21 protein-coding genes are annotated in these 23,197 nt (G+C 32.6%); 8 read left to right on the forward strand and 13 right to left on the reverse strand.

Features of this window, described 5'->3' with window-relative positions:
- The 8 genes from ubiE to ACUSJC_RS07275 all read right to left on the reverse strand — a co-directional run bounded on the left by ubiE (window position 1) and on the right by ACUSJC_RS07275 (window position 6,706).
- A complete protein-coding gene (gene ubiE / locus ACUSJC_RS07240) occupies window positions 1-732 on the reverse strand; it encodes a bifunctional demethylmenaquinone methyltransferase/2-methoxy-6-polyprenyl-1,4-benzoquinol methylase UbiE (RefSeq protein ID WP_449268894.1) in 732 nt (243 codons plus the stop codon).
- Window positions 733-811: 79 nt separating this feature from the next.
- The gene (locus tag ACUSJC_RS07245; RefSeq protein ID WP_449268895.1) at window positions 812-1,324 is read right to left on the reverse strand and encodes a dihydrofolate reductase; all 513 of its coding nucleotides are present in this window, start codon (window positions 1,322-1,324) and stop codon (window positions 812-814) included.
- Complete coding sequence (locus ACUSJC_RS07250) at window positions 1,325-2,149, reverse strand: thymidylate synthase (RefSeq protein ID WP_449268896.1); 825 nt, start codon at window positions 2,147-2,149, stop codon at window positions 1,325-1,327.
- Window positions 2,150-2,179: 30 nt separating this feature from the next.
- Window positions 2,180-2,518 carry a hypothetical protein gene (locus ACUSJC_RS07255; protein WP_449268897.1) on the reverse strand — a complete coding sequence of 113 codons (339 nt, stop codon included), beginning with the start codon at window positions 2,516-2,518 and terminating at the stop codon, window positions 2,180-2,182.
- Between the two features lie 13 nt (window positions 2,519-2,531).
- The gene (locus tag ACUSJC_RS07260; RefSeq protein WP_449268898.1) at window positions 2,532-4,193 is read right to left on the reverse strand and encodes a NupC/NupG family nucleoside CNT transporter; all 1,662 of its coding nucleotides are present in this window, start codon (window positions 4,191-4,193) and stop codon (window positions 2,532-2,534) included.
- Between the two features lie 21 nt (window positions 4,194-4,214).
- Window positions 4,215-4,850, reverse strand: coding sequence for a bifunctional nuclease domain-containing protein (locus tag ACUSJC_RS07265; RefSeq protein WP_449268899.1), 636 nt, complete (start codon window positions 4,848-4,850; stop codon window positions 4,215-4,217).
- Between the two features lie 110 nt (window positions 4,851-4,960).
- The gene (locus ACUSJC_RS07270; RefSeq protein WP_449268900.1) at window positions 4,961-5,929 is read right to left on the reverse strand and encodes an electron transfer flavoprotein subunit alpha/FixB family protein; all 969 of its coding nucleotides are present in this window, start codon (window positions 5,927-5,929) and stop codon (window positions 4,961-4,963) included.
- 30 nt (window positions 5,930-5,959) lie between these two features.
- Entirely contained in the window at window positions 5,960-6,706 is a 747-nt protein-coding gene (locus tag ACUSJC_RS07275; RefSeq protein ID WP_449268901.1) for an electron transfer flavoprotein subunit beta/FixA family protein, read from the reverse strand.
- Window positions 6,707-6,972: 266 nt separating this feature from the next.
- On the opposite strand from ACUSJC_RS07275, the gene ACUSJC_RS07280 reads away from it, so the two are divergent.
- From ACUSJC_RS07280 to ACUSJC_RS07290, 3 genes are all read left to right on the forward strand, one after another.
- Window positions 6,973-7,950: a pyruvate dehydrogenase complex E1 component subunit beta gene (locus tag ACUSJC_RS07280; RefSeq protein ID WP_449268902.1), complete on the forward strand. Its 978-nt coding sequence runs from the start codon at window positions 6,973-6,975 to the stop codon at window positions 7,948-7,950.
- A gap of 71 nt (window positions 7,951-8,021) precedes the next feature.
- Entirely contained in the window at window positions 8,022-10,493 is a 2,472-nt protein-coding gene (locus tag ACUSJC_RS07285; RefSeq protein WP_449268903.1) for a DUF5686 family protein, read from the forward strand.
- Between the two features lie 93 nt (window positions 10,494-10,586).
- Window positions 10,587-11,114: an inorganic diphosphatase gene (locus tag ACUSJC_RS07290; protein WP_109568627.1), complete on the forward strand. Its 528-nt coding sequence runs from the start codon at window positions 10,587-10,589 to the stop codon at window positions 11,112-11,114.
- A 57-nt stretch (window positions 11,115-11,171) separates the two neighbouring features.
- Here the strand turns inward: ACUSJC_RS07290 and ACUSJC_RS07295 are convergent, their stop codons facing one another.
- Together ACUSJC_RS07295 and ACUSJC_RS07300 are read right to left on the reverse strand one after the other, a co-directional pair.
- Window positions 11,172-11,786, reverse strand: coding sequence for a deoxynucleoside kinase (locus tag ACUSJC_RS07295; protein WP_449268904.1), 615 nt, complete (start codon window positions 11,784-11,786; stop codon window positions 11,172-11,174).
- Window positions 11,787-11,788: 2 nt separating this feature from the next.
- A complete protein-coding gene (locus ACUSJC_RS07300) occupies window positions 11,789-12,577 on the reverse strand; it encodes a hypothetical protein (protein ID WP_449268905.1) in 789 nt (262 codons plus the stop codon).
- Between the two features lie 123 nt (window positions 12,578-12,700).
- Between ACUSJC_RS07300 and ACUSJC_RS07305 the strand changes: the two genes are divergently transcribed.
- Window positions 12,701-13,609, forward strand: a complete 909-nt coding sequence (locus tag ACUSJC_RS07305) for a GLPGLI family protein (RefSeq protein ID WP_449268906.1) — start codon at window positions 12,701-12,703, stop codon at window positions 13,607-13,609.
- Here ACUSJC_RS07305 and ACUSJC_RS07310 read toward each other — a convergent pair whose 3' ends face one another.
- Both ACUSJC_RS07310 and ACUSJC_RS07315 read right to left on the reverse strand, forming a co-directional pair.
- On the reverse strand, window positions 13,610-14,290 hold the full coding sequence (locus tag ACUSJC_RS07310) for a response regulator transcription factor (RefSeq protein ID WP_449268907.1): 681 nt from the start codon (window positions 14,288-14,290) through the stop codon (window positions 13,610-13,612). It abuts the gene before it with no gap.
- The gene (locus tag ACUSJC_RS07315; RefSeq protein WP_449268908.1) at window positions 14,280-15,791 is read right to left on the reverse strand and encodes a sensor histidine kinase; all 1,512 of its coding nucleotides are present in this window, start codon (window positions 15,789-15,791) and stop codon (window positions 14,280-14,282) included. The genes ACUSJC_RS07310 and ACUSJC_RS07315 overlap by 11 nt, the downstream gene beginning before the upstream one ends.
- A 121-nt stretch (window positions 15,792-15,912) precedes the next feature.
- Between ACUSJC_RS07315 and ACUSJC_RS07320 the strand changes: the two genes are divergently transcribed.
- Window positions 15,913-16,749: a GLPGLI family protein gene (locus tag ACUSJC_RS07320; protein ID WP_449268909.1), complete on the forward strand. Its 837-nt coding sequence runs from the start codon at window positions 15,913-15,915 to the stop codon at window positions 16,747-16,749.
- Between the two features lie 101 nt (window positions 16,750-16,850).
- A complete protein-coding gene (locus tag ACUSJC_RS07325; protein WP_449268910.1) occupies window positions 16,851-19,550 on the forward strand; it encodes a carboxypeptidase regulatory-like domain-containing protein in 2,700 nt (899 codons plus the stop codon).
- Between the two features lie 27 nt (window positions 19,551-19,577).
- Here the strand turns inward: ACUSJC_RS07325 and metK are convergent, their stop codons facing one another.
- Window positions 19,578-20,828: a methionine adenosyltransferase gene (metK, locus tag ACUSJC_RS07330; RefSeq protein ID WP_449268911.1), complete on the reverse strand. Its 1,251-nt coding sequence runs from the start codon at window positions 20,826-20,828 to the stop codon at window positions 19,578-19,580.
- 326 nt (window positions 20,829-21,154) lie between these two features.
- Between metK and ACUSJC_RS07335 the strand changes: the two genes are divergently transcribed.
- Window positions 21,155-22,054: a choice-of-anchor J domain-containing protein gene (locus tag ACUSJC_RS07335; protein ID WP_449268912.1), complete on the forward strand. Its 900-nt coding sequence runs from the start codon at window positions 21,155-21,157 to the stop codon at window positions 22,052-22,054.
- Between the two features lie 309 nt (window positions 22,055-22,363).
- On the forward strand, window positions 22,364-23,182 hold the full coding sequence (gene epsC / locus ACUSJC_RS07340) for a serine O-acetyltransferase EpsC (protein ID WP_449268913.1): 819 nt from the start codon (window positions 22,364-22,366) through the stop codon (window positions 23,180-23,182).
- Window positions 23,183-23,197: the final 15 nt, after the last annotated feature.

Consider the following 23,197-nt stretch of genomic DNA (forward strand, 5'->3'; position numbering starts at 1 on the left):
TTATTTTTTAGATGCTTGATAAATTGTAGCTACACCAAATGTTTGAGGTAGGTCTTTTACATCTATAAACCCGATTTTTCTCAAAATATTGTTTAAAGCTTCACCAAAAGGAAAAATATTTGCAGAATCTGAAAGATAAGAATACGCAGTTTTATCTTTAGAAAACAATTTTCCTATTAAAGGCAATATTACTTTTGAGTGAAAAGCATATCCTTGTTTAAACGGAAATTTTGTTGGGACAGAAGTTTCTAAAATAATTAATTGTCCGTTGGGCTTAAGTACTCTTAAAATTTCTGACAACCCTTTTTCTAAGTTTTCGAAATTTCGTACCCCATAAGCAACTGTTATTACGTCAAAATAATTATCAGTATACGGAATATTTTCGCCATCGCCTAAAACCATTTGTATTCTTGATTCTAAATTTTGAGTGGCAATTTTTTTCTTTCCAATTTCCAGCATGCCTTGCGAAATATCCAAACCGATAATTTCTTTAGCTGAGGTAGAAGCAAAAAGAATGGCTAAATCTCCGGTTCCTGTTGCAATATCTAAAATAGAATTTGGCTGTTGTGTCGTAACCATTTTTAATATTTTTTGTTTCCATTTTGCATCAGTTCCAAAAGAAATCACTTTATTCAATCCATCATAATTACCGGAAATGTTGTCAAACATTTGGGCAACTTGTTCTTTTTTACCTAATTCAGAATCTTTATATGGCGTAATGTTTTTAGACATTGTATATCAAATTAATGGGATGCAAAAGTACTGATAAAATTTCAATTTCAATTTCAAAAATCAATTTCAAAAATTAAAATCAATTTGAAGTAATGTTATTTGTTTTTTTCAAATATGTTAAAAAAGTAAAATCAAGAGCATGTTTTTCATCTTTAGGATGGGATTCTTCAAAAATCAATTTCCATTTTGAATTGTCAATTTCCGGAAAAAAAGTATCTGCTTCTACTTCTGTATGTACTCGGGTTAATTCTATTTTAGTGGCCACTTCAAATGATTGTTTATAAATTTCGCCTCCGCCAATGATGAATATATCCTCTTCTTTTGGACAAACTGAAACGGCAGCTTCAATTGAAGGAACAACCAAACAACCTTCGGGAACTTCGTATCCTTTTTGACGGGTGATAATTACATGAGTTCGATTAGGTAATGGTTTTGGAAAACTTTCGAAAGTTTTTCTTCCCATAATAATATAATGTCCGGAAGTCAACGCTTTGAAACGCTTAAAATCATCGGGCAAATGCCAAACCAAAGTATTGTCTTTTCCTAAAGCATTGTTTTCAGATGCAGCAGCTATGATAATAATATCTCTCATTTATACTGCAACTTGACCTTTAATGTGCGGATGCGGATCATAACCTTCTAAGGTAAAATCATCGAAAGTAAAATCGAAAATATTTTTAATTTCCGGATTCAGTTTCATTGTCGGCAAAGGTCTGCATTCTCTTGATAGCTGAAGATTTAACTGCTCAACATGATTGTTGTAAATATGAGCATCGCCAAAAGTGTGTACAAAATCACCAACTTGTAAATCGCAAACTTGTGCAATCATCATAGTTAACAAAGCATACGAAGCAATATTAAATGGAACGCCCAAGAAAATATCGGCACTTCTTTGGTACAATTGACAACTCAACTTTCCGTCAGCAACATAAAATTGAAAGAACGCATGACACGGTGGTAAAGCTGCTTTTCCGTTAGCCACATTTTCAGCAAAAGAAACAGAAGTATCCGGTAAAACACTTGGATTCCATGCCGAAACCAACATACGTCGGCTGTTCGGATTCGTTTTTAAGGTCTCAATTAGTTCTGAGATTTGGTCAATTTCTTCACTGTTCCAATTGCGCCATTGATGACCATAAACAGGACCCAAGTCTCCGTTTTCATCAGCCCATTCGTCCCAAATCTTAACTCCATTTTCTTTAAGGTAACCAATATTAGTATCGCCTTTCAAGAACCACAACAATTCATAAATAATAGATTTCAAGTGTAATTTTTTTGTGGTCACCATCGGGAAACCTTCACTTAAATCAAAACGCATCTGGTACCCAAAAACACTAATAGTTCCGGTTCCGGTTCTATCACCTTTTTGATGTCCGTTTTCTAAAACATGTTTTACTAAGTCGTGGTATTGTTTCATCTTTAATTGGGTTATTGATCCTCGCTTAAATTATTTTCGGATTTTATAGTTGTTAAAAGTCCTCGCTAAATTTTGTTGATATAAATATACTCCCATTGGTATGCTAAACGAGAGGGTGATAATAAATCCTAAATTCCAGAATAATATGGTTATAATACAACTTAGTACTAAACCAATTAAATATCCAATTTTAGTGGGTTCAGCATAAATATTATTAATGTGAATTTTTTCTTTTTTATGACAGTAATTACAGGTGTGACCTATTTCATTTCCACTTTTCATTTGTAATTGCCCTCTGTCTTCTGCATCAATGGAAATTTTATTTTTCGATTTGCAATGCGGACATTTATAATAATGATTTACAAACATAAATTATAATTTATTACCCAATAATCATTCCTGCAATAGTTGCTGATAAAAGCGAAGCTAAGCTACCGCCAATTACTGCTTTTAATCCAAATTCAGACAAAGTTTTACGTTGGTTAGGTGCTAATGAGCCAATTCCTCCGATTTGTATACCAATAGAAGCAAAATTGGCAAAACCACATAACATATAAGTTGCCATAATTACAGACTTCTCATACGTAAAGTGAATGTCGTTAGCGGCGTTTTTAAGTTCGGCCAACTGAATGTAGCCCACAAATTCTGAGGCAGCTAATTTAATTCCTAACAATTGTCCCATTAACATCATATCTTCTTGGGCCACACCAATTAACCACATTAATGGAGAAAAGATGATTCCTAGAATTGTTTCTAAAGAGAACTTAGTGTATGGTGTGTGAGCTGCAATGAAATCATTTAATCCGGTGAAACTACCGAATGATCCTAACATATAATTAATCATAGCGATGAAAGCAATGAAAACTAAAAGCATAGCAGCAACGTTAGCCGCTAATTTTAAACCTTCTGTAGTTCCGGTTGCAATGGCGTCTAGAATATTAGAACCAATTTTATCTTTAGTTACTTCAACTTCTGTATTGATGCTTTCTGTTTGAGGATACAACATTTTTGAAACTACAATAGCTCCCGGTGCTGCCATCACTGAAGCAGCAAGTAAGTGTTTAGCAAATTCCAAGCGCAAAAGAGGATCATTTCCACCAAGAAAACCGATGTATGCAGCTAGAACACCGCCGGCAACGGTGGCCATACCACCAACCATAACCAATAGTATTTCGCTTCGGTTCATTTTTTCCAAATAAGCTTTAATCATCAAAGGTGCTTCGGTTTGACCTAAGAAAATATTTCCGGCTACTGATAAACTTTCGGCTCCTGATATTTGTAATATTTTGGTTAAAACCATAGCCATTCCTTTTACAACAATTTGGATAACACCTAAATAGAATAATAAAGAAGTTAATGCCGAAAAGAAAATGATGGTTGGTAACACTTGAAAAATAAAAATGAATCCAAAAGTTTCTACGTTTACCATTCCGCCTAATAGAAATTCACTTCCGGCTTTAGTAAAGTCTAAAACTAAGACAAATAGATTTCCAACGTATTCAAATGCTGATTTTACAAATGAAACTTTTAATACTCCGACAGCTAAAATCAATTGAGATAGCAATCCTAATCCAACTGTTTTCCAATTAATGGCTTTTTTGTTAGAACTAAAAAGAAAAGCAATGGCTAATAAAGCAATCATACCAACGATTCCTCTAATCACTCCGGAAGTACTTAATCCTTGATTAGGGATAATGGTCGCTTTTTGAAGTTCTTTTTTCTTTACTTTATTGGATGCAAAGAAAGAATAGGCTTCATTTCCTTTTTTTAGTGTTAAAGTAGAATCTGTTTTGGTTTCAATTAAGAAACGCTTTGTTGGCGAATCTGAACCGTTTTCAAATAAGAAAAGATAATTGTCTTGAATCCAGTAATCTCCTTTTTGAAAAATACTGTCAGAAGAAAGCTTTAATTGATATGTTCCTTTGTTTAGTTCTAAATAATCATTCTGAGAAGATTGTAATTGCCATTTTTTTTCAATTTCTTGAGCAAAAATACCTATGCTGAAAAGGCAGAAAAATATTAGGAAAGAAATTTTCTTAGTCATCTTTGGTTTTAGGATTAGTTTTTAAGATTCTTTTTTTGAGATCTCGTCTCTTATTTTAGCTGCTTTTTCATAATCTTCATTTTGTACAGCTTCTTCAAGTTTGTCGTAAAGTTCTTGTAAAGTATATTGACTAAAGTCGTCTTTAGTTACTTTTTTTTCTTCTGGTTCAAGACCAAAAGTTTCCGGAGTCGATAAAATATCATCTTCATTTTCGACATTTTCTTTGTTTTCTTCAACCGGATTTGTATTTAGATAAATACCCGCTTTATCTAAAATGTTTTTATAAGTGAAAATTGGAGAACCAAAGCGTATGGCTAAAGCAATCGCATCAGAAGTTCTGGCATCGATGATCTCTTCAATTTTATCGCGTTCGCAAATAATACTGGAAAAGAAAACGCCGTCCACTAGCTTGTGTATAATTACTTGTTTAACGACAATGTCGAATCTATCCGCAAAATTCTTGAATAAATCGTGGGTTAGAGGTCTCGGAGGTTTTATATCTTGTTCTAATGCAATAGCGATAGATTGGGCTTCAAAAGCTCCAATAACTATAGGTAGATTTCTTTCGCCGTCCACTTCATTCAGGATTAACGCATAAGCACCGTTTTGGGTTTGACTATACGAAATTCCTTTTATGGTCAATTTAACTAAACTCATATTTTTTTGGTGTGTAAGTAGATAACACGCTTTTATTAATTCGTCAAAAATAAAAAAAAGAGCTATCCTAACAAAGATAACTCTTATTTTAAACTTTTTTTGAAAAAATATTATGCGTTATTCGCTTTAAAAGCTTTTAATTTTTCAATTAATTTCGGAACTACTTCGAAAGCATCCCCGACAACACCATAATCAGCAACTTTAAAGAAAGGAGCTTCAGGATCATTATTGATGACAACTTTCACTTTAGAGGCATTGATACCTGCAATGTGTTGAATAGCACCGGAAATACCTACAGCGATATATAAATTAGCGGCAACCGGTTTACCAGTTTGTCCAACGTGCTCACTGTGAGGTCTCCATCCGATATCTGAAACGGGTTTAGAACAAGCAGTAGCAGCACCTAAAACAGAAGCTAACTCTTCGATCATTCCCCAGTTTTCAGGTCCTTTTAAACCACGTCCGGCAGAAACTACAATTTCTGCATCAGCAATAGTTACTTTTCCGGTTACTTTTTCAACATTTTCAGTTTTGATGCTAAAATCTGCATCATTTAAAGCTGGTGCAAAATCTTCTTCTGATAAAGAAACAGCATCTTCAGCTAACCCAAAAGAGTTTTTCGCTAAAGCAATTACTTTTACATCCGTTGAAATTTCTGTGATATTGAAAGCTTTGTTCGAAAAAGCGTTTCTTTTTACTTGGAAAGGGCTAGTGCTTACCGGTAAAGCTACTACGTTTGAAGCGTAACCTGCATTTAGGTTTACAGCTACAACCGGAGCTAAATATAAACTATCTGTAGTTGAAGATAATACGACTAATTTTGTCCCTTCTTTTTCAGCAGCTTGTTTAATTACATCAGCATAAGCTTTTGCGTTGAAGTTCGCTAATTTGTCGCTTGATACTTTTAAAACTTTGCTTACACCGTATTTTGCTAATTCGCTAACATCACTAGCGTTAACAGTTACAGCAGTTACTGAAGTACCCATAGCGTCAGCTACTTTTTTTGCGTAAGAAGCTAATTCTAAAGCTACTTTTTTAAATTTTCCTTCTGCTGATTCAGCATATATTAAAATTGACATGACTTTCTGATTTAAAAATTAAAACTTGAATTAGATTACCTTAGCTTCGTTGTGTAATAAGTTTACCAATTCATCTAAGTTATCAGGACTTACTAATTTTACAGCCGATTTTGGTGCTGGTTTTTCAAATTTAACAGCTTTTGTTGCACTTGCAGCACTTGTTGGTTCGTTAACAGCTAATGCTTTAGAACGAGCCATCATAATTCCTCTCATGTTTGGAATGCGTAAATCTTTTTCTTCTACTAGACCTTTTTTACCGGCAATAACTAAAGGTAAAGCTGTAGATACAGTTTCTTTACCACCGTCTATTTCGCGAACAGCTTTTACATCGTTTCCGGTAACTTCAATATTAATACAAGAGTTGATGAAGTTATATCCTAAAAATGTAGCTAACATTCCCGGAACCATTCCTCCGTTATAATCGATTGATTCTGTCCCTGCAATTACTAAATCATAACCTCCGTTTTTCACAACTTCAGCCAATTCTTTAGCAACGAATAAACCGTCAGTTGGGTTAGCGTTAATTCTAATTGCTTCGTCAGCGCCAATTGCTAATGCTTTTCTCAATGTAGCTTCAGTGTCAGCTCCGCCAACATTTACAACCGTTACTGTTGCTCCTTGTTGTTCTTTAAACCAAATGGCTCTGGTTAAGCCGAATTCGTCGTTAGGGTTGATTACAAATTGAACACCGTTTGTATCAAACTCTGTGTCTCCATTTGTGAAGTTGATTTTTGATGTAGTATCAGGTACGTGACTGATGCAAACAAGTATTTTCATATTCTGATTTTTGTATATTTATTATTACGTCACGAAGTTAATAAAAAAAAATATATAAAAAACTATGCGTGCATAATAAATTTTAATTTTAAAATAATTTTATGTTTTTTTTAATTAAATTTCATTTTTATACGTGTTTTAGGTGTTATAATTTAATTTTTTTTTAACTATAAGGTTTTAGTAAATATTTTTTCCTTTATTGGGTATTTGAGTCTTGATAAATTTATTTTTGTTATTTTTGCGTTTGTACATTATAATAAAAAACAATGAAAACGATACAATTTAGAGAAGCAGTTTGCGAAGCGATGAGCGAAGAAATGCGTCGTGATGAATCTATATATTTAATAGGTGAAGAAGTTGCGGAATATAATGGTGCTTATAAAGCGTCAAAAGGAATGCTTGACGAGTTTGGTGCAAAAAGAGTAATTGATGCTCCTATTGCCGAACTTGGTTTTGCGGGTATTGCTGTAGGTTCTGCGATGAATGGAAATCGACCTATTGTTGAGTTCATGACTTTCAACTTTGCATTGGTTGGTATTGACCAAATTATCAACAACGCAGCAAAAATGCGTCAAATGTCAGGAGGTCAATTCAATATTCCTATTGTGTTCCGTGGACCAACAGCTTCTGCAGGTCAATTAGCAGCAACACACTCTCAAGCTTTTGAGAATTGGTATGCTAACTGTCCGGGGTTAAAAGTAGTAGTGCCTTCAAATCCTTATGATGCAAAAGGATTATTGAAATCAGCTATTCGTGATAATGACCCTGTTATCTTCATGGAGTCTGAACAAATGTATGGTGATAAAGGTGAAGTGCCGGAAGGAGAATATACTATTCCTATTGGAGTGGCTGAAATTAAAAGAGAAGGAACTGATGTAACGATTGTTTCTTTTGGTAAAATTATAAAAGAAGCTTACATCGCTGCTGATGAGTTAGCTAAGGAAGGTATTTCTTGTGAAATCATCGATTTAAGAACGGTTCGCCCAATGGATTATGATGCGATCTTAAATTCAGTGAAAAAAACAAACCGTTTAGTGGTGTTAGAAGAAGCTTGGCCTTTTGGTTCTGTTGCTTCTGAAATTACTTATATGGTTCAAGAAAGAGCTTTTGATTATTTGGATGCGCCTATTCAACGTATTACTACGGCTGATACGCCAGCGCCATATTCTCCGGCTTTATTAAAAGAATGGTTGCCTAATGCAAACGATTTAATAAAAGCTGTAAAAAAAGTAACTTATAAATAAGATAGAACTTCTTATATTTGGAACTTCATCAGACACCCCTGATGAAGTTTTTTGTTTTTAAACCTAACTATATGCTAAGATACCTTCTGTTGTTTAGTTTTTTTTGCACGATTGCATTTGGTCAAACCAAAGTGGGCGGGAAAGTAGTAGACGAATTCGATGAGCCTATTCCTTTTGCAAATGTCATTTTTAAAAATTCAAAAGAAGGCGTTATTACTGATGAAAACGGAAGTTTTTATTTTGAATCTCAAAATGATTATACTGCTCTAATAGTTTCTTTCGTAGGTTTTGAAACATTAGAAGTGCCGGTTAAAAAAGGATTGAATGCTAATCTTAAAATTGTTTTAAAAGAAGGAACTACTTTAAAAGAAGTTGTCGTTTATACCGGAAAAACGTCAAAGAAAAATAATCCGGCTCTTGATATTCTCCGAAAAATTTGGGCAAGAAAGCGTAAAAACGGACTCCACATGTTCGACCAATATAAGTACGATAAATACGAAAAAGTAGAATTTGATATCAATACTATCGATAGTGCTTTTATGGCGAGCAAAGTTTTTAAAGGAATGGAGTTTGTTTTTGATAATATCGATACTTCTCGAATTACCGGAAAAGCATTTTTACCCATTTTCATTAATGAAAGTTTAAGCGAAGTTTATGGCGATAACGTCATGAAAAAGAAAAAGGAAATCTTGACCGCTAATAAAAAGGCAATGGGTAGTGGCGATGGAGTAAATACTTTTATCAAAGATTTATATGCGGATTATGATATTTATAATAATTATCTGAAATTTTTCGATAAAGCTTTTGTAAGTCCGCTTTCTAGAACGGGAATTGATGTGTATAATTATGTGTTGAATGATAGTGCTTACATTGATAATAAGTGGTGTTACAACATTGTATATTATCCGAGACGAAAAGGAGAATTAACCTTTAAAGGCGATTTTTGGGTTAATGATTCCACATGGGCTATTAAAAAGATTAATCTGGAAGCTAGTAAAAGTGCCAATATCAACTGGGTAAAGGAAATCTATATTGAACAAGAGTTTGATGTGTTGAACGATTCTGTTTTCCTGTTGAAGCGCGATTACATGATGTCTGATTTCAGTTTTTCGAAAAAAGAAGAGTCTAAAGGATTGTATGGAAAACGAACCACTATTGTTAAGAATCATGTGTTCAATCAACCTAAAGATGAAAAATTCTATAAAGAAGAAGTTAACTTTTATGACAATGAAGTCTTTGCTAAATCCAATGATTTCTGGGATGAAAATCGATTTGAAAGCTTAAATAAAAATGAATCCAGCATTTATAAGATGTTGGACACTTTACAAACAGTCCCTAAATTTAAACGAATTTATAATTTAGCTACAATCTTAGGTAGTGGTTATATTCAGTTTGGAAATTTTGATTTTGGGCCGATATTTTCCACTTTCGGATATAATGATGTAGAAGGACAGCGAATCAGAATTGGAGGGCGAACTTATTTTGGTCCTAACGACCGCTGGAGATTACAAGGCTATACTGCTTACGGTTTCAAGGATAATAAATTCAAATATGGAATTTCCGGAAAGTGGATGGTGAATACCAAAAACCGATTGATCCTTCATGCCGGAAACCGCAGAGATGTAGAGCAAATAGGGGTGAGTCTAACCACTTCCAATGATGTTTTAGGTCGAAGCTTTGCTTCTTCTTCTCTGTTTTCAAGTGGAACCAACAACAAATTGACATCGGTTAATTTGACCACTTTTGGAGCCGAAATAGAACCGGTTAAAAATCTGATTTTTCAGACCAATTTCTCGTATAGAACATTGAAATCTGCTTCAGATCAATTTAGTTTAGATTATTTTACAGATGCAACACAGTCAGAAACAAAAAGTGAAGTAAAGCAGTCTGAAATTAACTTGGTAATGGAATACACGCCTAAACGAAAAACGGTAGGTTATGGTGTAGAACGATTAGAAGTTGATAATAATTATGCTCGTTTTTTTGTGAGTTATAGCAATGGATTCAAAGGTGTTTTAGACAGTGATTTTAACTACCAAAAAGTACAATTGTTTTATAGACAGCCTGTTTTAGTAGGCGGTTTTGGACGCTTATTTACCACTTTCGAAACAGGTAAAATATTTGGAGAAGTTCCTTTAGGTCTAATGGGTGTTGTTCCGGGTAACCAATCGTGGTTTATTATAGATAATACATATAACTTATTAGATTATTATGATTTTGTTGCCGATGAATATGCTTCACTACACTTTGAGCATCATTTCAATGGACGATTGTTTTCCAGAATTCCGGGGATAAGAAAATTGAATTTAAGAGAAATTATTGGAGTAAAAGGAGTTTACGGAAGAGTTTCTGATGAAAATAAATTGATCAATGCTTCCGGATTAAATTACGTAGCTCCTGAAAATGTATATTGGGAATATCACGCGGGTATAGGTAATATTTTTAAAGTTTTACGAATTGATTTTGCATGGCGTGGAAATTACCTAGATATGCCAAATGCAAGAAGATTTGCCGTAAAAGCTTCATTTGGTTTCTATTTCTAAATTTTCAGAAGTATATTTTTTTAGCATAACATTTTTGCATCTAATGTTTTATAATGTTAAATTTGTCGACTTTATATAAATAAAAAATAAAAGATGACAGCAGATAATGTTACTACTTTCGACGTGTTAGTAGAAATTCCAAGAGGAAGCAGAAATAAGTACGAATACGATTTTGATTTGAAAAAAATCCGTTTCGACAGAATGTTATATTCTTCAATGATGTATCCTGCGGATTACGGATTCATTCCTGAAACTCAAGCTTTAGATAACGATCCGCTTGATGCTTTGGTATTATTCACTGAGCCTTCTGTTCCTGGCTGTGTGGTTGAGGTAAAACCAATCGCTATTTTCTACATGTCGGATGATAAAGGACCGGATGAAAAAATCATTTGTGTTCCGGTTTCTGATCCGGTTGCTAATAAATTAAACAATTTATCAGATATCAATCCTCACTTAATTCAAGAAATTGAGCATTTCTTTAGAGTGTACAAAGATCTTGAAAACAAAAAAGTTGATGTTGGTGGATGGGGAGATGTTAACGAAGCAAAAGAAGCTTTCGCAACTTGTAAAAACAGATTTGATGCTATTGAAAACAAACCGGAAGGGTTATTCAGTATCTAAAAATAAAAAAACCGATTGCTTAGCAATCGGTTTTTTGTTTCTATAAAAATTGGTTGTTTAAAACAAACCGTTAATTTCGGCATCAATTCGGTTAATAATCATTCCTAAATCTTCAGGATTGTCTACAAAGTTAATGTTATCTACATCAATGATTAACAATTTTCCTTTGTCATACGTTTGGATCCAAGCTTCATAGCGCTCATTCAATCGGCTTAAATAATCAATTGAAATCGAGTTTTCATATTCTCTTCCTCTTTTATGAATTTGGTTTACCAAATTAGGAATAGAGCTTCTCAAATAAATCAATAAATCAGGTGCGCCAACTAAATCTTCCATTAAATCAAATAGTGATTTATAGTTGTTGAAATCACGGTTAGTCATTAAACCCATAGTGTGAAGATTAGGTGCAAAAATATGAGCATCTTCATAAATTGTCCTATCTTGAATAGTAGTTTTTCCGGTTTCTCTAATTTGTAACACTTGTCTGAAGCGACTGTTTAGGAAGTAAATCTGAAGATTAAAACTCCAACGCTCCATCTGATGGTAAAAATCATCTAAATAAGGGTTGTCAACTACATCTTCAAAATGAGCTTCCCATTTAAAGTGTTTCGATAAAAGCTTAGTTAGTGTTGTCTTTCCTGCCCCGATATTTCCTGCAACTGCAATATGCATTATCAATTTATTTTGTAATTAAGAATAGATTTCCAAGGGGTAAAAATAGACAAAATTCCTTCTTTATAGAAGAAATTAATCAAGCTTTTTTGATCTGTTGCGATAGAGGTAATTTCTTTATTTTCAAAATTGTATATTGAAAAATGGTCGTTTTCGAAAAAAACACATTGTTTCTCATTGATAAACTGCAGCATTTCATAAGAAGGCAGATTTCCTAAATTAAAAATTTTACCAAATAGATTGATACCATAAACAGATTGATTTTCATCTACCCAAAAAGCATAATTATAATCTGATTGAAAAAAAACAATTTTACTGTTTATGGGTGTAGAGATCAGTTTGTATTGATTGGTTTTAAATTGGTACAATCCTATTTTTTGAGAAATACTGTCGTAAAACCAAAATCGGTTTTGTGAGGCTAAACCAATGTTTTCAAAACTTATTAAACCATTTAATTCATTTCCGTTGATGCTGATCGTTTGGTTCAGTTGATTGTCTAAAAGCACGACGCTGTTGAAATCCTTATAAAAAAGAACAATTTGCAATGGATTCAAAATATCGACAGTTTCAATACTTCCTAAGGCAACATTTTTATATTCTTTTATTCCTTGATTTCCTTTTTTTACCAAAGCATTATTTTTGATATAATAGTAATTGTCAAATGCATCTCGACCAATAAATCGGGAAGCTTCCTTTAAAGATAAACTATCTGTAAAAACAGTTTTTTCCGTCTTTTGGCACCAAAGCGAAAGATTAAAAAATAGAAAAAGGAAAAATAAATTAAATTTCAAGCTGTAATGCATTAAACTTTTAGCGTTAATTTTTGTCTAAAGTTAATGCAATAATGCTGTAAAAAAATAAAATTTGTAACAAATACTTGAAAAAATAGTCTAAAATAATTAAACAATATTTTTATGAAAAGAATTCTGTATTCCTTAACCTTATTGATTGGTTTTGTGTCTTTTGCCCAAGATTTTCAGGGAATGGCAGTGTACGAGTCCAAAACAAGTACGACTGAAATGATGAAAAATATGCCAAAGCCTAAAGATATCACTCCGGAAATGCAAAAAAATATGGAGGAACGTATGAAAAAAATGTTTGAAAAAACGTTTATTCTAAATTTTGATAGAACAGCATCAATCTATAAAGAAGAAGAAAAATTAGATATGCCCGGACAGGAAAGTGGCGGACGAATGATGCGAATGATGGGCGGTGGCGGAACACATTATAAAAATGTAAAAGACAAAATGTATGTTGAAGATAAAGAATTTATGGGTAAAGAATTTTTGATCAAAGATACATTGCCAAAATTAGAATGGAAATTAGAAAGTGAAACCAAAAAGATTGGAAATTATACTTGTTTTAAAGCTACAGCAGTAAAACCAGTCGATGAGTCTGATTTTAGAAACTTCCGAATGAGAAAAAGAAATGAGGATGAAAAAGCTAAGGAAGGAACAGAACCTAAAAAAGATACAGTAAGCGATTCTGGTAAGACGACTAATTTTATGGATCAAATTGAGATTCCTAAGGAAGTAGTCATTACAGCGTGGTATTCTCCTGAGATTCCGGTAAATCAAGGACCTGAAAATTATTGGGGACTTCCGGGATTAATTCTGGAAGTAAATGACGGTCAAACCACGGTTTTATGTTCAAAAATTGTGTTGAACTCAAAAGAAAAAGTAGAGATTAAGCCTTCAACAAAAGGAAAAGAAGTCACACAAAAGGAATACAATGAAATTGTAATGAAGAAGATGAAAGAAATGAGAGAAATGTTTCGTAATAATAGGAATGGCGGACACGGCGGCGGATTTGGTCCAAGATAATTAGAATATTAATTTATAGCCTCGACCTCGACTGTTAATGATGGCTACGGTTGGATCGAGGCTTAATTTTTTTCTTAATTTCGTAATAAAAACGTCCATACTTCTACCACTAAAAAAATCATCATTTTGCCAAACAGAATTAAGGATTAAGGTTCTTTCAATGACTTGCCCTTTGTTTTGAACTAAAAATTCTAACAATGCCGATTCTCGACTGGTGAGCTTGAAAGTTTTATCGGGATGGATTAAAAACTGGGATTCAGTATCAAATTGATATGTTCCGATAGTGAATTTTGTTTCTGTTTTAATATCTTGAGATTTACCGGTTAATGCAATAATTCGAACAATCAGTTCCTCAATACTGAATGGCTTTTTTATGTAATCATTGCATCCGATTTTAAATCCTTTTACAACATCTTCTGTCTGAGATTTGGCAGTTAAAAAGAGAATCGGTATCGTCTTATTAAGATGTCTTATTTCTTCGGCTAATGTAAATCCGTCTTTTTTAGGCATCATTACATCAAAAATTAGAGCGTCAAAATCTGATTTTTGGAATTGTTCAAAAGCACTTTCTCCATTTTCACATAGTGTAACAGAAAAGTTTCGGCTCTCTAAACTCTCTTTAATAATAATTCCTAATGAAGTTTCGTCTTCCGCTAAAAGAATGTTGATTTTAGTGCTCATCTGGTAATGTTATTCTGAAAATAGTTTCATTTGTTCTTAGTAATTCCAATGTTCCATTGTGTTTTTCAATAATCTCCTTAGCATAATAGAGTCCTATTCCATAGCCTTTTACATCATGTAAATTTCCTTTTGGAATCCTGTAAAATTTTTCAAAGACAATTTTTTCTTCTGATTTTGGAATTGGATTACCATTATCCATAACGTCAATAACAATTTGTTTATTCAAACAAAAGCAGTTGATAGTAATAGTATCACCACCATATTTAATAGCATTGTCAATTAGATTAGAAATAACATTCTCTAAATAAAAAGAATCGCCATAAACGGTAAGATAGTCTTTTTCGGTAGTAAATAGAATGGGTTTGGCGGTGGTTTCCTGATGTTTCTCAAGAATGGATTTTATAAAAGGAATAAGAAGGATGTTTTCTTTGTTCAGATAGAGCTGATCCGTATTTAAAGTAGCTGTTTCTAAAATTTTCTCCACCATTTTTTCCAGTTTATGCAATTGGTCAAATGACATGGAAATATATTTTTGGTTCTTTGTAATGTCATTCTCAGGATTAAATTTACTCATGCCTTCTAAAGCGGAAGTTATTGTTGTAATAGGTGTTTTAAATTCATGTGTTATATTGTTGATGAAATCATTTTTAATTTCATCGGTCTTTTTTTGTTTCTTAATAATGTAGAGTAAAAAATAAAAGCACCCGATCACTCCTGTAGAAAACAAAAAAGATAAGATCAATTCGCTGCCCATTCTTTTGATTAGTAATTCTTTCGGATAATTATAGTTGAGAGTAATAGTTTCATTTGGTTTAAGATACACCGAATTTGGAACAACTTTTACTTCTGACTTTTTTTTATTTTGAGGATATGAATATAAAAGAGAATCCTTTTTAAAGTGATCAAAATTATAATCAGGTAAGACAATGTTTTTTCGCTCTAGTTCTATTTTAAAAATAGAATCTAGCATAGCATATCTTATACTATCATTAGTTAAAGATATTGTAATCTTGCTAGGGAAGTGTTCTAATCCTCCTATAGAATCAAAGGCTTTTTTTCCTTTTAAAACAGTAATTGACGGATTTCTTTGAATATCAATAGATCTGATGATAGATTTGGTCTCCAAAAAACGATTTTGTGCTTTTGTACTATCATTGTCAATTTCTTTAACAGCAACAGACAGTTTTGTAGATGAATTCAACAAAGAATCAGGGAATTCTTTCTTATTTGAAGCCTTTTTAAAAAAAGATTCCGTTTTCATCTTATCTATAAAATCGTTGATTTGAACAGTAGAATCAGAACTGAAAAGACTTATAAAAGTTTCTTTGGAAGTCTCGTCAAAATATGTTTCTAACGAATTGTCATAGGCAATTTGGACTTCATTTGTTAACCGTTCTTTATTAGCGACATAGTTTTTATAGTTCCAATATGCTTGTAAACAAATGGTTGATAAAACAATGATAGAGATAAAGACTATTATTTTTCTTGTATTGAATTCCATTTTCCAAAAATAACAACTATTTGATTATGAGTGTTTCCATTAACATACGTTAACAAAAGTTAACCAAGTATTAAAAGAGAAAGAAATTAATTTGTATTGATAAATTTAAAATCAATTAAAAATGAAAACTTTATTTTTTAGAATTATAGTATTGTTGCTAACGACTCATTGTTTTTCCCAAAATTTTCAAGGGATAGCTTATTATTCTTCTCAAACTCAATTAAAAGATTTTAATATTTCAAGTGATAATATAACTCCTGAAATAAAAGAGCAAATGATGGAAAAAATGAAAAAAGCGTTTGAGAAAACATTCATATTGGAATTTACCAATTTGGAGTCTATTTATCAGGAAGAAAAAAAATTAGAAACGCCAAAACCATCCTCCGGAGGTGTTAGAGTTGAAACGGTTTTTGGAGGCGGAAGCGATTCAAAGTTCTACAAAGATTTTAAAAAGAAACAATTTGTAACGAATAAAGATCTTTTCGGGAAAGAATTTTTAGTCATAGATTCATTAGAGCAATTTAATTGGATAATGACAAACGAACAAAAGAAAATAGGAAACTATACCTGCTATAAAGCGCAAATAACAATTCCGGTAACTGAAAAAGATATAGAAGAATATGAAAATTTTAAAAAGAAGAAAGAAGATGGAAAAACACAACTTTTTTCAATAACAGAGCCTAAAGATCAGGTGATAGAAGCTTGGTATACATTAGATATTCCGGTGTCAAACGGGCCTGGGAAATATTGGGGCTTGCCTGGTTTAATACTGGAACTGCACGAATCAAATACAACATATTTATGCAGTAAAATAGTTTTGAATACAAATGAAAAGATAGAAATAAAAGCGCCCAAAAGTGGAAAAATAGTAACTCAAAAGGAGTTTGACAAGATTCAGGAGAAAAAATTAAAAAGCATGATGAATGATAATGGAGTTATAGAAATAAAGATGAATTAAACCTTTTCTCAAAAAAGAGGTCTAAGAACAACATTTAGTAAACTGATTTGTAACAAATCAGAAAAAAATTAGTCTTGTTAAGTTAAACATTGTATACCCAAATGAAACAAAATCTATTTTTATTCTTCTTATTCATTACCACGATAAGTTTTTCTCAAAATATTCGTTTTGAAGGAACCGTAAAGGACAGTACCGGACTTGGTTTAGAAATGGCAAACGTTATGGCTGTCAATAATGACACCAAAGCTATGGATTCCTATGCCATTACCAATGAAAAGGGAAAATATGTATTGAATTTGAAAGCGAATGCATCATATTCGATAAAGGCAAGTTATATTGGTTTTCAATCCTATGAAAAAGCTGTTCGTACAACTGGACAAAATATGACGTATGATATTTTAATGAGCCAAGGAGTACAGTTAAAAGATGTTGAAGTAGTATATGAAATGCCGGTTACCATTTCGGGAGATACTATCGTGTATAATTCGGATTCGTTCACCAACGGAACGGAACGAAAACTGGAAGACGTATTGAAAAAACTTCCAGGTGTTGAAGTAAATAAAGATGGAGAAATTCAGGTAGAAGGAAAAACCGTTCAGAAAGTAATGGTGGAAGGAAAAGATTTTTTTGATGGCGATACTAAAATTGCTACTAAAAACATTCCGGCCGATGCTTTAGATAAAATCCAAGTGTTGCGCAATTATAACGAAGTTTCTAATTTGAAAGGATTAGAAAACAACGAAGAAAATGTAGCGATAAACATTAAATTGAAAGAAGGGAAAAAGAACTTTTGGTTTGGAGATGTTACAGCAGGAATCGGAGTAGGACATGAAGACGAACGTTATATTGTGAATCCAAAACTATTTTATTACAGCCCGAAATATAGCATCAATGTTATTGGAAACATCAACAATATTGGTGAGTTGCCGTTAACCATGAGCGATTATTTTAAGTTTACGGGTGGCTTTAGGAACATGTCTAAAAAAGGAGGTTCTTCTTTTAATGTAACGTCAAACGATTTAGGTATTTTAGGATTGCGAAACAATCAGGCAGCAAATATTGATACTAAATTTGGTGCAGCTAATTTCAGTTACAATCCGTCAAAAGCGTGGACATTAAGCGGATTTGGTATTTATCTAGGCAACAAGACCAATATTTTGACCAATTCGGTAAATGACCTTCCGGTCGGAAGTTCTACGAATACAAAAGAAACCAGAAGCCAGATTACCGAGCAAAGCAGTAATTTAGGGATGTTCAAATTCAGTTCGAGTTATGTACCTTCCGACAAAGTTCATTTTGACTACGATTCTTTTGTAAAATATTCAAAACAAGATGAAAATCAAAGTGTGGTTTCTTCTGAAGCGGGGACAATTTTCACCAATAAAGAGCAGAAGCCTATTAGCTTTAATCAAAACCTGAATTATTATTACACGTTGAATGATAAAAATGTATTTGCTTTTGAAGCACAGCATTTATATCAAGAGGAAGATCCGTTTTATAATGCTAATTTAGAAACACTTCCGTTTACCCTTTTAGGATATGATAATACACAAACGCGTGATGATATTACCCAAAAAAGATTTGTAAAAACCAATAAATCAGATGCTAAATTTGATTATTATTACATGCTTACACCAAAAAGCAATATCAATGTAACTTTAGGGAATACGTATTCGTATCAAAATTTTGATTCCAGTATTTTCCAAATTTTAGACAACGGAACACAAAATGATTTATCAGATGCAGAAAATAGTAACAATGTGAATTATGCTTTTAATGATGCTTTCTTAGGATTACATTACAAATTTATTTTCGGAGAATTTACTTTTAATCCGGGAGTTAGTGCACATCATTACACGACAAAAGATTCACAATTAGGAGAGTCTTTTTCTAGAAACTTTAATCGTTTATTACCTGATTTTTATGCTTTGTGGCAAATTAAAAAATCAGAAACATTAACGTATAATTTTTCATTGACCAATAATTTTACTGATATCGTGAAATTAGCTGAAGGATATGTGTTTTCGAATTATAACAGTTTGTTTCAAGGAAATAGATATTTAGAGAATTCATTATCGCAAGTACATAGTTTGAGATATTTTAAATACAATATGTTCAATTTTGAGAACATTTTTGCCAATTTAAGTTACACCAGACAAGTAGATGCGGTAAAAAACAGAGCTTATTTAAGTAGTATTAACCAAGTTTCTACTGCAGTAAATATGGATTCTAATTTTGCAGATGAAACCTTATCAGCTTCCGGAAATTACGGTAGAAGCTTCTTGAAATATTACAAAGGCTCTGGTGGTTTGAGCTTAAATTGGAGTAAATTTAATAATATTCGTGTGTATAACACTGGAGAAGATGTGGTTCAAGCAACGGAATCGTTTACCCAAAATTATTATGTTCGATTTTCAACCAATTATAAGGAGTTACCAAATTTAAGTTTAGAATACGCGTATACCATAAATGACAACTCAAGTGATATTTTCTATACTGATAATCCTTCAATAGAGTTAGAATATTATTTCTGGGATGCATTCTCTTTTGTTTCAGAATATAGCTATTATCACAACAGAAATAAAGGAAAATCAATTGATTCAGAATACGATTTCTTATCGGCAAGTATAATGTATCAAAAGAAAGATAGCAAATGGGAATGGAAATTATCGGGAACCAACCTTTTAGAAACGAAAGGACTAAATTCTAACAGTTTTAACCAGTTAGGAGGAACGAGTAGTTTTTCTAGTTATGTAGTGCAGCCTCGATATATCATTCTAAGTTTGAAATATAGTTTATAAAAAAAGGAGCTTTTAAAGCTCCTTTTTTTATTGATTAAATTTTTCTTTGATTTTATCTACAAAGTCTAATTTTTCCCAAGTAAACAATTCTACTTCGGTTGTAACAGTTTCTCCGCTCGGCGAAGTGAAAGTTTTAGTTACCACTTCAGGAGTTCTTCCCATGTGTCCGTAAGCAGCAGTTTCACTGTAAATTGGATTACGCAGTTTTAAACGTTGTTCAATGAAATAAGGTCTCATGTCAAAAATTTCGGCAACCTTTTTAGCAATTTCTCCGTCATTTAAAGCAACTTTTGCTGTTCCGTAAGTGTTAACATAGATGTTTGTTGGTTCTGCTACACCGATAGCATAAGAAACTTGAACCAAAACTTCATCAGCAATACCTGCAGCTACTAAGTTTTTAGCAATATGACGAGTTGCATAAGCTGCCGAACGGTCTACTTTACTTGGATCTTTACCAGAGAAAGCACCACCGCCGTGAGCACCTTTACCACCGTAAGTGTCTACAATAATTTTTCTTCCTGTTAATCCGGTATCTCCGTGTGGTCCGCCAATTACGAATTTTCCGGTTGGATTAATGTGATATTTAATATCGCTATTGAATAAATGTGCATATTGCTCATTTTTAGCAATAACTCTAGGAATCAAAATTTCAATAATATCTTTTTTGATTTTAGCTAACATCGTTGGTTCGTCAGCAAACTCATCATGTTGTGTAGAAACGACAATAGCGTCGATACGAACAGGTTTGTTATCATCAGAATATTCTAAAGTAACCTGCGCTTTAGCGTCGGGTCTTAAATACGTAATAGCTGAGTTTTCTCTTCGTAAAGCAGCTAACTCTTGTAAAAGTTGGTGCGATAATTTTAAGGCAAGAGGCATGTATTCTTCGGTTTCACTAGTTGCATAACCAAACATCATTCCTTGGTCACCGGCACCTTGTTCTTCTTTACTTGCTCTGTCAACTCCTTGGTTAATATCTTGTGATTGTTCGTGAATAGCAGAAAGTACACCACATGAATTAGCTTCAAACATGTATTCGCTTTTCGTGTAACCAATTTTCTTAATTACATCTCTAGCAATTTGTTGAACATCTAAATAAGTTTTTGATTTAACTTCACCAGCTAAAATAACTTGTCCTGTAGTAACTAGGGTTTCACAAGCAACTTTTGACTCAGCATCAAAGGCTAAAAAGTTATCAATTAATGCATCCGAAATTTGATCCGCAATTTTATCCGGATGTCCTTCACTAACAGATTCTGACGTAAATAAATAAGCCATAATAATTTAATTTATTAAATAAGTGAGGGAAAATTTATTGCAGAAAAAAGCTAAAAGAAGTAAATGTACTGCTTTAGCATTTTTTTACGAGGTTGCAATCAGTTCAAATTTTTCCTCTGAATTCGTTTGCAAAGTTATTAATAAGTTTATTAAAACCAATAACTTTTTTAAAATCAAGTATAATTATTTTTCTAAGCGTTATTTTTTTATGAGAAGACATGTTTTTGTGAATCAATATTTGTTAATAATTTAACATTTTTGTTTTGTTAAAATGTAAAACAAATCATAAAAATATGTAAATTTGATGTAATTTAAAAATGAAATATATGAAAAAAACATTACTTATTTTATGTCTATTGATGGTGTCAATGACTTTTAATGCTCAAAATTTATTAACTGAAGGGTTTGATGTCTTTGCAAATTTAACTGCCGCTGGCTGGATATCAACAAATCAGAGTTCGCCTTTAGGAGCCTCAACTTGGGCACAAGGTGGAGGAACTGCTTTTTCTGGTGGAGGACAAGCAGGAGGAACAACTTCATTTGCATTATGTAACTATAACAGTACTACCGGAGGTACAGGAACAATTAGTAATTGGTTGATTACACCTGTTTTGACATTGCAAAATGGAGATGTTATTTCTTTTTATACTAGAAAAGGAGGAACAGGTACGGGTACTATTTATCCGGATCGATTAGAAGTAAGGTTAAATTCTACAGATACCTCAACAAGCGGAAATCCGTCGGGAGCTACAGGGGTAGGCGCTTTTACAACTCTCGCAGTTTCGGTTAATCCTAATTTAACAACTACAGATTATCCTTTTACATGGACACAATATTCATACACAGTTACTGGTTTGACAGGAGAAGTTTCATGTAGAATAGGTTTTAGATATTATGTAACAAATGGAGGACCTTCAGGTACAAATTCTGATATTATAGCTATAGATACTTTTTCGGTGGATAGACCTTTAAGTTCTGAGGATTTCTTTAAAAAGAACTTTTCACTTTATCCGAATCCTGCAGGAGATATAATAAATATTACAGTAAAAGATAATGTAGCTGTAAATAGTTTGTCTATTAGTGATATAAATGGAAGAGTAGTTTCAGCTTTATCTGGTTCATCTTTTTTAAACTCAATTAATGTTTCAGATCTTCCTCCGGGAGTTTACTTTGTATCTCTTCAAACAGATGAAGGTAAAGGAACATCAAGATTTATTAAGAATTAGGTTGAAAGGGTTTTATAGACGAATTACTTTGATAGCTTATTTTTTAGAATAAAAAACTATAAAATAATTAAATATTGATTTTAATTAGAAAATTTTATTGATATTTTTTGCAGTTACAAGAATAGTTGTAAATTTGCAGTATTCAAATGTAGAAAAAAATGAAATTTACTTGTTGTAATATGTGTACTTGTATGGGGATACTATCCGCAGAGGAACGCTATTACATGTAGTTAAAAAGAAACTATTATACTAAAAAGCCTCTGTGAAAATCCACAGAGGCTTTTTGTTTTTTAACCATATTCGAAAAAAATGGGAAATAAATTAAAAGAATTATTTGATTTTAAGCAACAGCAGCAACTTTTTTTGTTTGATAAATTTAAAGCAGAAATTTGGAGTGAAGAGCTTTTTAAATGGCTGTTTTTAGCAGGAGAAGAAAGTTGTCGCTTTGATTTGTTTGAAGAAAAAGTTGCAGAGTTGAAAAGTGAATTGACTACTTTCTTGAAACAATTGCAGGTAGAAAAAGCTTCAGAAGTTACAGCTTCATTTTTTGAAGAATTACCAACTATTCACAAGCTTTTGCTGGCAGATTTAGATGCTATATTGGAGTTTGATCCGGCAGCAAAATCACGTAGTGAAGTGTTGATGTCTTATCCTGGTTTTTTTACCATAGTAGTTCATAGAATAGCCTACTTTTTTTGGAACAAAGAAGTGTCGGTTTTTCCAAGAGTTCTTTCAGAATATGCACATTCTAAAACAGGAATAGATATTCATCCGGCGGCTAAAATTGGGGAACGCTTTTTTATCGACCATGGAACCGGAGTAGTGATTGGAGAAACCGCAGAAATAGGAAATGATGTAAAAATTTATCAAGGGGTTACACTAGGAGCTTTAAGTGTGAGTAAAGACAAAGCCGAGCAAAAAAGACATCCGACTATTGAAGATGGTGTGATTATTTATGCGAATGCAACTATTTTAGGAGGAAAAACAATCGTAGGAAAAGGTTCCGTAATTGGCGGAAATGTTTGGTTAACCGAAAGTGTTCCTTCTCAAACTTTGGTTTTTCATAAAAGTGAAGTCATTGTGAAAGATAAAATCGATACCAGTAAAATAATCGATTTCAGTATATAATTTTAGAATAATAAA

Source organism: Flavobacterium sp. U410 (genome assembly GCF_053570605.1).